The sequence below is a fragment of the Sphingomonas sp. CCH9-F2 genome, from assembly GCF_001556735.1.
GTDB lineage: Bacteria > Pseudomonadota > Alphaproteobacteria > Sphingomonadales > Sphingomonadaceae > Sphingomonas > Sphingomonas ginsenosidimutans.
Genome location: NZ_LSJO01000714.1, coordinates 1 through 11,257, shown reverse-complemented (window position 1 = coordinate 11,257; position 11,257 = coordinate 1). Strand labels below are relative to the sequence as shown.

Below are 11,257 nucleotides of genomic sequence, written 5' to 3'. Positions count from 1 at the left end.
CACCACCACGCCCGGCACCCCGCCGTCGCGCACGATCAGGTTCGATCCCAGCCCCAGCGCCATCACCGGCACCGCCGGGTCCAGATCGCGAAGGAACGCCGACAGGTCATCGGCGTCGGCCGGCTCGAACAGCCATTGCGCCGCCCCGCCCGACTTGAACCACACCAGCGGCGCCAGCGGCGCGTGCGCGGTCAGGCGGCCCCGCACCGCCGGCAGCGTCGCGGCCGTCACCACGGCCCGGCGCCCCACAGGCGAGTCCACGCCTGCCACGCGGCCAGATTCGCCTCGGCGGCGCGCCTGGTCGCTTCCTGCGCGTCGAGCATCGCAGCGCCCGCATCCTTGGCGTGCTGGCCCGCGTCCAGCATCCGGCGCTGCGCGTCGATCATCTGCTGCTGCCATTGCGACACTGCGTCGAACCAGCCGGGCATCACCGGCGCGCCTCGATCGCGGCGGCCAGCCCGGCAGCCCATTTGGTGATGTCGCCCGCGCCCAGGCAGATCACCTGGTCGCCGCTGCGCACCTCACCCGCCAGCGCGTCGGCCAGCGCCTCGGCATCCGCGATCGCCTCGGCATGGCGATGCCCGCGATCGCGCAGGCCCGCGACCAGCGCCTCGGCATCGACGCCCGCCACCGGCGCCTCGCCCGCGGCATAGACCGGCGCGACATAGACCAGGTCGGCGTCGTTGAACGCGCCGCGGAAATCCTCCATCAGATTGCCGAGCCGCGAATAACGGTGCGGCTGCACCACCGCGATCACCCTGCCCCCTTCCTTGACGGCCTGCGCACTCTCCCGCGCCGCCGCCAGCACCGCGCGAATCTCCACCGGATGGTGCCCGTAATCGTCGATCACCGTCGCGACGCCGCCGTCCGCGAACGGCACCTCGCCCACCTTGGTGAAGCGCCGCTTGACGCCGGAGAAGCGCTCGAACCCCTTCTGGATGGTCGCGTCGCTGATCCCCAGTTCCAGCGCGACGCCGATCGCGGCCAGCGCGTTCTGGACGTTGTGGCGCCCGGGCATCGGCAGGTCGATCCCCTCGATCGACCGGACGCTGCCGTCGCGATGGCGGATCAGCGCCTCGAACCGGTTGCCGCCCGGATAGGGGGTGACATTGACCCCGCGCACGTCCGCCGACGCGGCAAAGCCATAGGTGACGATCCGCCGGTCGCGCACGCGCGGGATCAGCGCCTGCACCTCCGGATGGTCCAGGCACAGCAGCGCCGCGCCATAGAAGGGCACGTTCTCGACGAATTCGACATAGGCGCGCTTGGCCGCATCGAAATCGCCGTAATGGTCGAGATGTTCGGGATCGATGTTGGTGACGACCGCGATCGTCCCGTCCAGCCGCAGGAAGCTGCCGTCGCTCTCGTCGGCTTCCACCACCATCCAGTCGCTGGCGCCCAGCCGCGCGTTGCTGCCGTAGCTGTTGATGATCCCGCCGTTGATGACCGTCGGATCGACCCCGCCCGCGTCCAGCAGCGCCGCGACCATCGACGTAGTGGTCGTCTTGCCGTGCGTCCCTGCCACCGCGACGGTGGATTTGAGGCGCATCAGCTCGGCCAGCATCTCCGCGCGTCGCACCACGGGGATACGGTTCTTCAGCGCGGCCTCGACTTCCGGGTTGCCGCGCTTGACCGCGGTGGAGGTGACCACCACCGCGACGCCATCGACATTGGCGGCGTCATGCCCGATCGTCACCGGGATGCCGCGGCTGCGCAGCCCCTCGACCACGTAGCCCTCCGCGACGTCCGATCCCTGCACCTTGTAGCCCAGGTTGTGCATCACCTCGGCGATGCCGGACATGCCGATCCCGCCGATCCCGACGAAGTGGATCGTGCCGATGTCGGTGCCCACCCCCTTCATGCGAACACCTCGCGCGGCTTGCCCGAACCGACCGGTAACGCGATGCGCGGCGCATCCAGGCTTTCGACCAGATCGGCCAGGTCGCTGGCAGCCTCCGGCGTGCCGCAAGCGCGGGCGCGGGCGGCGGCGTTCTGGAGCGCTTCGGGGTCGAGGCCCAATTTCTGCATCTGCTTGGCGAGTTCCGATGGCGTGAAGGCGGACTGCGGGATCGTGCGCGCGCCGCCCGCGCGCGTGATCTCGCGTGCATTGGCGGTCTGGTGATCGTCGGTCGCGCTGGGCAGCGGCACCAGGATCGCCGGGCGCCCCGCCGCGGTCAGCTCCGCGATGGTGGAGGCGCCCGCGCGCGCGATCACCAGATGCGCCCAGCCGAGATGCTCCGGCAGGTCGGGCAGGTAGGTCGCCAGATCGGCCGCGATATCCAGGCTGGCATATTTCTCCCGCACCGCATCGATATCCTCGATCCGCGCCTGATGCGTCACCTGCAGGCGGCGGCGGAACGCCACCGGCAGCATCGCCAGACCATCGGGCACCACCTCGCTCAGGATCGACGCGCCCTGGCTGCCGCCGGTCACCAGCACGCGGAAAATGCCTTCCTCGTCCAGCAGCGGATAGGGCTTGGCGCGCAGCGCCAGCACGCTATCGCGCACCGGATTGCCGATCAGGTGCACCTTGTCGCGAAGCCGTGGCTTGACGCGCTCGGTCTCCTGATAGCTGGTGGCGATCGCGTCCACCTTGCCCGCGACCAGCCGGTTGACGCGCCCCAGCACGGCATTCTGTTCGTGCACGGCGGTGCGGATTCCGCCCGCGAACGCCGCCGATAGCGCCGGAAACGCCGGATAGCCGCCGAAGCCGACCACCGCCGCCGGCTTGAACGTGCGATACAGTTCCGCCGCCATCGCGCGGCCCTGCCACATCTCGCGCGCCGCCCTGGCCCAGCCGACCGGCCCGCCGGTGAAGCGACCGGCGGGGATGACGTGCGTCTGCACGCCCTCGAACAGACCGGGGAAGCGCACCCCGCGCGCGTCGCTGACCAGCGCGACACGGTGGCCGCGGCGCATCAGCTCCTCCGCCAGCGCGGCGGCGGGGACCATATGGCCGCCGGTTCCCCCGGCGGCGAGGACGAAATGGCGCGAACGGGTCATTCGGCGTTCCAGCGGGTGATATAGGGACTGCGCATCAGGAACGGGTTGCGCCGGGTGAACGCCAGTAGCAACCCCATCCCGATCGACAGCGCGACCATCGACGATCCGCCATAGCTGATGAACGGCAGCGTCATCCCCTTCGACGGGGCCAGCCCGGTGTTGACCGCCATCGACACCAAAGCCTGCGCACCGAACTGCACCGCCAGCCCCGATGCCGCCAGCAGCTTGAACGGATCCTGTTCGTCCAGCAGCTTGACGAACACGCGTACCACCAGCGCCAGGAACACCAGCGCGACGATCATGCACGCCAGCAGGCCGAATTCCTCGCCGATCACCGAATAGATATAGTCGGTGTGCGCCTCCGGCAGGCCGAACTTCACCGTGCCGCCGCCCGGCCCGGTCCCGAACCAGCCGCCCGCGGTCAGCGTGGCGTGCGCGGCGTTGGTCTGGAAATGGTCGGCCGCGCCCTCCCCCTCGACACCGGGGAACAGGAAGGCGTCGATCCGCGACCGCGCGGTGCCGTAGAACAGATAGGCCGCGACCAGCCCCGCGGGCACCAGCGCGACAAACCCCATGATCGTCTTCGTCGGCGTCCCCGCGATCGTCACCAGCGCCAGCCAGATCAGGCAGAAGATCACCGTCTGCCCGAAATCGGGCTGCAGCATCAGCAGCAGCGCGATCACCCCGGTCAGTCCGGCGGTGATGATCGTCACCGGCAATTCCTGGTCACGCGACTTGAGCGACAGCAGCCACGCCACCGTCACCACGAAGAACGGCTTCAGGAACTCGGACGGCTGGAATTGCGCGAAGCCGAAGCCGATCCAGCGCTTCGCGCCGTTCACGGTCATGCCGATGAACGGCATCAGCACCAGGCAGGCGATACACACCGCCGCGCCCAGCAACGCCATCCGCCGCGCCAGCTGCACCGGCAGCATCGACACGCCGAACAGCACCGGCAACGACACCGCCACCCAGATCGTCTGGCGCCAGAAATAGTGCAGCGGCTCGAACTTCAGATGCTCGCCCGAATAGCGCATCGCGCTGGCGGGGGAGCCGGCCGCGACCGCCAGCAGGCCGATCGCGATCAGGAACAGCGCCAGCAGCAGCAGCACGCGGTCGATGTCCCAGAACCACGTCCCCAGCGGGGAGGGATCGCCGCGCCCGCCGCGGCCCTTCAGTCGTCCGCGATCGATCGCGCCGCCCGCCAGCTTGCCCTCGGTCATGCCATCTGCTCCACCAGCGCGCGAAACACCTGCCCGCGATGCTCGAAATCGGTGAACTGGTCGAACGAGGCCGCCGCTGGCGACAGCAACACGACATCGCCGCGTTCCGCCTCCTGCGCGGCCAGCTTCACCGCGCGGTCCAGCGTTTCCACCTCCGCGACCGGCATGTGCCCGCGCAGCACCGCGGTGAAGCGCGCGCCGGAATCGCCGATCGTATAGGCGCGAACGACATGGTCGAAATAGGGCGCGCACGCGTCCAGGTCGGCCCCCTTCGCCTTGCCGCCAACGATCCAGTGGATGCGCGGGAAGGCCGCCAGCGCGGGCGCGGCGCTTTCCGGGTTGGTCGCCTTGCTGTCGTTGATCCACGCCACGCCGTTCAGCGTCGCGATCCGCTCCATGCGGTGTGGCAGGCCGGTGAAGCTTTCTAGCGCGCGCTCGATTGCGTCGGCGGGGACATTCAGCGCCTCGGCCACCGCGACGGCGGCCTTGGCATTCTGCTCGTTGTGCGGCCCCTGCAACGACGGCCAGCGCGCCTGCTCGCCGGGCAGCGGCACGCCGTCGATGAAGCGCACGTTCAGCCCGGCCGGCGCACCGTCCAGCACCCCAAGTTCTGCCTCCGCTTCGTAATCGACCACCGCCAGATGCGCGGGCGACTGCATCGCGAACAACCGGGCCTTGCTGGCGGCATAGCCTTCGAACCCGTCATAACGGTCGAGATGGTCGGGCGTGACGTTCAGCAGGACCGCCACGTCGCAGTCGAGCGTCTGCGTCAGGTCGATCTGGTAGCTCGACAGTTCCAGCACATAGACACCGCCCTCCGGCAGCGGCTCCTGCGCCAGGATCGGCAGGCCGATGTTGCCGCCCATCCGCGCGGGGATGCCGGCGGTGTCGAGGATATGGTGGACCAGCGCGGTGGTCGTCGACTTGCCGTTGGTGCCGGTGATCCCGACAACCTTGTGCGCGGGCAAGTCGGCGCGTCCTTCCGCGAACAATTCGATATCACCGATGATCGGCACGCCCGCCGCCCGCGCCTTCGCCGCCAGCGGATGGCGGTTGAGCGGCACGCCGGGGGAGACGACCAGCGCATCGACGTCGCCAAGGTCGATCACCTCCAGATCGGTGATCGCCAGCGCCTCGCGCCCCACCTCGTCCAGCAGCACCTCGCACTTGACCACGTCATTGTCCCACGCGGTCACGCGCGCGCCGCCCGCCAGCAGCGCCCGAACGGCCGCGGCGCCGGAGCGTGCCAGCCCCAGCACCGCATAATGTTTCCCGGCGAAGGCGCGCGCGACGATCATCGCAGCTTCAGCGTCGACAACCCGGCCAGCGCCAGCACCAGGCTGATGATCCAGAAGCGGATCACCACGGTCGGCTCGCTCCACCCCAATTGCTCGAAATGGTGGTGGATCGGCGCCATGCGGAAAATGCGCTTGCCGGTGCGCTTGTACCAGAACACCTGGATGATGACGCTCATCGCCTCGACGACGAACAGCCCTCCGATGATCCCCAGCACGATTTCATGGTGCGCGACGACCGCGATCGTGCCCAGCGCGCCGCCCAGCGCCAGCGACCCGGTGTCACCCATGAACACCGCCGCCGGGGGCGCATTGTACCACAGGAAGGCAAGGCCCGCGCCGATCACCGCGCCGCAGAAGATGGTGAGGTCGCCAGCGCGGGGCACGTGCGGGATGCCCAGGTAATCGGCGAACTTCACGTTGCCCGCCAGATACACGATCACCATGAACGCGACGCTGGCGATGATGACCGGCATCGTCGCCAGCCCGTCCAGCCCGTCGGTCAGGTTCACGGCATTGCCGAACGCCACGATCGTGAACGCGGCAAACAGCGGGTAGAAATAGCCCAGGTCGATGAAATAGCGGTTGGTGAACGGGAAGAACACGCCCGACCCGTTTTCCTGCATGATGATCCACGCCGCGACGCCCGCGATCGCGAATTCCAGCAGCAGCCGCACCTTGCCGGAAACGCCAGCGGTGCTCGCCTTGCGCACCTTGTCGTAATCGTCGAGGAAACCGATCGCGCCGAACCCCAGGGTCACGAACATGCACGCCCAGACGAACGGGTTGCGCAGGTCCATCCAGATCAGGATCGACAGCGACAGGCTGGTCAGGATCATCAACCCGCCCATCGTCGGGGTGCCGCGCTTGGCCAGATGGGTCTGCGGCCCGTCGGCGCGGATCGGCTGCCCCTTGCCCTGCCGCACGCGCAGCCAGCCGATGAAGCGCGGCCCGATGATGAGGCCGATGAACAGCGCCGTCGCCACCGACGCCCCCGCCCGGAACGACAGGTAGCGGATGAGGTTCAACGCGCCCGGGAACCCGAGTTGTTCAGCGATCCAATACAGCACTTATGTCTTCCCGCCCGCCAGTCCGGCCACCAGCCGCGCCAGCCCTACCCCATTGGAACCCTTGACGAGTACCGCGTCGCCGGGCCGGATCACGGCCCGGGCCTTGTCCAGTGCCGCGGCGGCGTCGGGCACATGGACGAATTCGATCCGCCCCTCAAGCGCCCGTGCAAGATCGCGCATCGCTTCGCCGACCAGCACGGCCGTTTCGACGCGCGCGTCGATCACCGGCACCGCCAGATCGGCATGATAGGCCGGGCTCGCCTCGCCCAGCTCGCGCATCTCGCCCAGGATTGCGACATGCCGGCCGGGCATCTGCGCCAGCACCGCCAGCGTCGCGCGCATCGATGCCGGATTAGCGTTATAGCTTTCGTCGATCAGCGTCGCGGCGCCGCCGCCCGCGGGCGTGATCGCGATCTGCGCGCCGCGGCCGGGCAAGCCACCCAGCTCCGCCAGCGCCAGACCCGCGAGCGCCAGGTCGGCGTCGACCGCATCGGCCACCGCCAGCACCGCCAGCGCATTGGATACCCAGTGTGCGCCCGGCTGCGCCACCGTCACGCTCACTTCGCGCGTGCCGACGCGCGCAGTGACGAAGGTGCCGCCGGACGGCGCCGCCGCCATCTCGATCGGGTGGACGTCCGCCCCCTCCCTGATGCCGAACGTCACGATCCGCGCGGCATAGGGCCGCGCCGCCGCGATCAGCCGGTCGCGATGCGGGCTGTCGAACGGGACGATCGCCACCCCGCCCGGCTCCAGCCCCTGGAAAATCTCGCCCTTGGCATCCGCGATCGCGCCTTCGTCGGGGAAGAACTCGGTATGTGCCGGCGCGATCGCGGTGATAAGCGCGACATGCGGGCGGACCAGCGTGGTCAGATGCGCCAGCTCGCCGGCGTGGTTCATCCCCATCTCCAGCACCGCATAGTCGCTGTCAGCGGGCATCCGCGACAGGCTGAGCGGCACGCCGGTATGGTTGTTATAGCTTTTGACCGAACGATGCGCGCGTTTCGCGGGCGATCGGTCCAGCGCGGCGAACAACGCTTCCTTGGTCGATGTCTTGCCGACCGATCCGGTGACGCCGATCACCCGGCCCGCCACCCGCGCCCGCGCGGCCCGCGCCAGATCCTCCAGCGCGGCGAACGTGTCGGCGACGCGCACATGCGGATGGGTCGTGTCCTGCGACACGATCGCCCCTGCCGCGCCTTGCGCGAACGCTTGGTCCAGGAAGCGGTGCCCGTCGGTCGTCTCGCCGGTCAGCGCGACGAACAGGTCGTCCGGCCCGACCTCGCGCGAATCGAACGCGACGCCGGTGACCGCGAAATCCTGCGACGCGGTGCCGCCGGTGGCCGCGGCGATCGCGGCGGCGGTCCACAAGGTCATGCCGCGACCTCGCGCGCGACAGCGACATCGTCGAACGGCAGCACCAGGTCGCCGACGATCTGGCCTTGTTCATGCCCCTTGCCGGCGATCAGGACGATATCTCCCGCCTGCGCCTCCCCCACTGCCGCCGCGATCGCGCTGCGGCGGTCACCGATCTCGCGCGCATCGGGCGCGCCTTCCAGCACCATCGCGCGGATCGCCGCCGGATCCTCGGAACGCGGATTGTCGTCGGTCACGATCACGACATCGGCATGGCTCGCGGCGGCAGCGCCCATCGGCGCGCGCTTGCCGGTGTCGCGGTCGCCGCCGGCCCCGAACACCAGGATCAACCGACCCGCGACATGCGGGCGCAGCGCGGCGCACGCGGCCTCCAGCGCATCGGGGGTATGCGCGTAATCGACATAGACGGGCGCACCATGCGCGCTGATCGCCGCGCGTTCCAGCCGCCCGCGCACCGGCTGCAACCGCGCCAGCGCCGCGATCGTCGCGGCCGTATCCCCGCCGGTCGCGATCACCAGCCCGGCCGCGATCAGCGCATTGGCCGCCTGATAGGCGCCGATCAGCGGCAGCGTGACGCGATGGTCCGCCCCGTCGGCGCGGATCGTCAACCCCTGTCCCAGCAGCGTCGGCTCGCGCGTGATCAGCCGCAGGTCGTCGCCATGTTCCCCCACGGTGAACACGCGGTTGCCGCGTTCGCGCGCGATGTCGATCACCCGTTCCGACTGCGGATCGTCGGCCCACACCACCGCCGCGCCGTCATCCGACAGCACCTGCGCGAACAGGCGCAGCTTGGCGGTGAAATAGGCCGCCATGTCGCCATGATAGTCCAGGTGATCGCGGCTCAGGTTGGTGAACGCCGCCGCGCGCACCGGCAGCCCCTCGGTTCGATACTGGCTCAGCCCGTGGCTCGATGCCTCGAACGCGACATGCGTCACCCCCTCGCGCGCCAGCCCGGCGACGTTCGACAGGAAGGTGACGACGTCGGGCGTGGTCAGCCCGGTGGTGACCCGATCGTCGGCGGTGGTGACGCCCAGCGTCCCGATCGACGCGGCATGGTGCCCCGCCAGCCGCCACAATTGCCGCGTCATCTCCACGCTGGAGGTCTTGCCGTTGGTGCCGGTGACGGCGACCGCAGTTTCAGGGAACGGCGCGAAGAAGCGCGCCGCCAGCCGGGCGAAGCATTCGCGCGGATTGGCATCGGCGATGTGCAGCGCACCGTCGACCCGCGCCTCCGGCCGCGCGACGACCGCGATCGCGCCCGCCTCGATCGCGGCGGGGATGAAATCCTCGCCGTTGACGCGCGCGCCCTCGAACGCGCCGAATATCGTGCCCGGCGCGACCTTGCGATGGTCGATCGCGAAGCCCGTGACGGTCGCCCCGTCGTCGCCCCCGCCGGGCACCAGTTGCGCCAGCTTCATTCCGGATCCGCCATATTCTCGCCCGGCGCATGCCACAGCAGCCCGGACAGTTCGGACACGTCGATGTCGCGCCGGTCGTCAGGGATCACGCCCAGCATCGCGCCGGTACGGCTGATGACCCGGCTGACGACGGGCGCCGCGGTATAGGCGGCAGTGGTCTGGAAGGAGTTTTCCGCCACGCGCTTGGGGGAATCGAGCATCGCGATGACAACATAGCGCGGTGCGTCCATCGGGAAAGCTGCCGCGAACGTCGACACGTTCGCGTTCTTGGCATAGCCGCCGGCGCGCGGCACCTCCGCGGTGCCGGTCTTGCCGCCGACGCGGTAGCCCGGCGCCTCCGCCTTGCGCCCCGTGCCGTCCTCCACGATCAGCCGCAGCAGCTGGCGGATGCGATAGCTGGTTTCCGGCTTGATGACCCGCCGGCCCTGCACCGCATGGCCCGGCTGCACCTTCAGCAGCGTCGCCGGCCGCCAGATGCCGCCGTTGACCAGCGCGGCATAGGCGCTGGCCAGGTGCAGCGGCGTCACCGCGATGCCGTGGCCGTAGGCGGTGGTCATCGTCGTGGTGCGCGCCCAATAGGTCGGCCACAGCGGGCGGCCCTTCTCGCGCAGTTCGATGTCGGGCTTGGTGTCGAACCCCAGCTTGCGGAACATCTGCTGCATCCGCGCGGCGCCGATCTCGTCCGCGATGCGCGCGGTGGCGATGTTGCTGGAATGGACCAGCGTTTCGGGGATGTTCAGCCAGCGGTTCTGCGCGTGGTCGTCCTTGATCTTGAACCGGCCGACCTGCAGCGGCTGGGTCGCGTCGAACCGGCGCGACATGCTGGTGACGATCCCCGAATCGATCGCGATCGCCATGGTGATCGGCTTGAACGCGCTGCCCAGTTCGTACACCGACTGGATGGTGTTGTTGCGCAGTTCCTCGGTCCCGGCCATCCCGACGCGATTGGGGTTGAACAGCGGCATCGACACCATCGACACGATCTCGCCGGTATTGACGTCAAGGACGATCCCCGCCCCGCCCTTCGCCTGATAGGCCCCGACCGCGCGGCCCAGCTCGCTTTCCATCGCCGCCTGCACCCGGCTGTCGATCGACAGTGCGACCGGCGTGCCCGACAGCGAGGGGTTGGTTAGCCGCTCGTCCAGCGCGCGCTCGATCCCGCTCATCCCGCGCCCGCCGCTGATGAAGCCCAGCGCATGGGCCGCCAGCGTGCTTTGCGGATACAGACGCTGCGTCTCGCGCTCGAACACGATCCCCGGCTCGCCGATCGCGTTCACCGCCTCGACCAGCGCGGGGCTGGCGCGGCGGTTCAGATAGGTGAAAGAAACGGGCCGCGTGATCTGCGCGTAGAACCACGACTGGTCGCCCTTGTCCGGCATCAGGTCGGCCAGCTTCTGCGCGATATCGGCCGGGTCGCCGATCAGCTTCTTGGGGTGGACCCCGATCGTCCAGGCGTCGATCGTGCGCGCCAGCGGGGCGCCGTTGCGATCGACGATATCGCCGCGCGGCGCCATCGCCGCTGCCGCCGCGCCGCGATCGCCGCCTTCCATGACGCCCAGGATCGCCAGCCGCCCGACCACGATCAGGATCGCGCCCGCGAACAGCAGCATCAGCACCATCAGGCGTAGATGCTGGGTCGCCAGCACCTGCTGGCGCTGTTCCCCGGTGCGGGCGTGACGGATCGGCCGGGCCACCAGCGCGGTCAACGCAGGCGGCTCCGCTCCGTACGGGCGCCGCTCAGCAGATCGCCGATCGTCGAATCGCTCAGCAGCGACTTGTCGAGCATCGCCACCGCCTTCATCGCGTGCGCCGGCTGCGTCGCCGCGGCGGTCGCCACCGCCGGGGCGACGCAGCCGGCGCACGCGATGAAGGCG

Annotated in this window: 9 protein-coding genes and 1 pseudogene; all 10 read right to left on the bottom strand. The window is 69.6% G+C overall.

Going from position 1 to position 11,257, the window contains the following annotated elements; genetic code table 11:
* A pseudogene (locus AX685_RS20460) lies at positions 1-234 on the bottom strand (UDP-N-acetylmuramate dehydrogenase); the annotation flags it as partial.
* The gene (locus AX685_RS20455; protein WP_066492161.1) at positions 228-428 is read right to left on the bottom strand and encodes a hypothetical protein; all 201 of its coding nucleotides are present in this window, start codon (positions 426-428) and stop codon (positions 228-230) included. The pseudogene AX685_RS20460 and the gene AX685_RS20455, both read right to left, overlap by 7 nt.
* On the bottom strand, positions 428-1,861 hold the full coding sequence (murC, locus tag AX685_RS20450) for a UDP-N-acetylmuramate--L-alanine ligase (protein WP_066492159.1): 1,434 nt from the start codon (positions 1,859-1,861) through the stop codon (positions 428-430). The genes AX685_RS20455 and murC overlap by 1 nt, the downstream gene beginning before the upstream one ends.
* Positions 1,858-3,003, bottom strand: coding sequence for an undecaprenyldiphospho-muramoylpentapeptide beta-N-acetylglucosaminyltransferase (murG, locus tag AX685_RS20445; RefSeq protein WP_066492158.1), 1,146 nt, complete (start codon positions 3,001-3,003; stop codon positions 1,858-1,860). The genes murC and murG overlap by 4 nt, the downstream gene beginning before the upstream one ends.
* Entirely contained in the window at positions 3,000-4,226 is a 1,227-nt protein-coding gene (locus AX685_RS20440) for an FtsW/RodA/SpoVE family cell cycle protein (RefSeq protein ID WP_066492157.1), read from the bottom strand. The genes murG and AX685_RS20440 overlap by 4 nt, the downstream gene beginning before the upstream one ends.
* Positions 4,223-5,524, bottom strand: coding sequence for a UDP-N-acetylmuramoyl-L-alanine--D-glutamate ligase (gene murD, locus AX685_RS20435; protein WP_066492155.1), 1,302 nt, complete (start codon positions 5,522-5,524; stop codon positions 4,223-4,225). The genes AX685_RS20440 and murD overlap by 4 nt, the downstream gene beginning before the upstream one ends.
* A complete protein-coding gene (gene mraY / locus AX685_RS20430; protein ID WP_066492154.1) occupies positions 5,521-6,591 on the bottom strand; it encodes a phospho-N-acetylmuramoyl-pentapeptide-transferase in 1,071 nt (356 codons plus the stop codon). The genes murD and mraY overlap by 4 nt, the downstream gene beginning before the upstream one ends.
* Entirely contained in the window at positions 6,592-7,965 is a 1,374-nt protein-coding gene (locus tag AX685_RS20425) for a UDP-N-acetylmuramoyl-tripeptide--D-alanyl-D-alanine ligase (protein WP_066492153.1), read from the bottom strand.
* Complete coding sequence (locus AX685_RS20420) at positions 7,962-9,383, bottom strand: UDP-N-acetylmuramoyl-L-alanyl-D-glutamate--2,6-diaminopimelate ligase (RefSeq protein ID WP_066492151.1); 1,422 nt, start codon at positions 9,381-9,383, stop codon at positions 7,962-7,964. The genes AX685_RS20425 and AX685_RS20420 overlap by 4 nt, the downstream gene beginning before the upstream one ends.
* The gene (locus tag AX685_RS20415) at positions 9,380-11,089 is read right to left on the bottom strand and encodes a peptidoglycan D,D-transpeptidase FtsI family protein (RefSeq protein ID WP_066492149.1); all 1,710 of its coding nucleotides are present in this window, start codon (positions 11,087-11,089) and stop codon (positions 9,380-9,382) included. The genes AX685_RS20420 and AX685_RS20415 overlap by 4 nt, the downstream gene beginning before the upstream one ends.
* Positions 11,090-11,257: the final 168 nt, after the last annotated feature.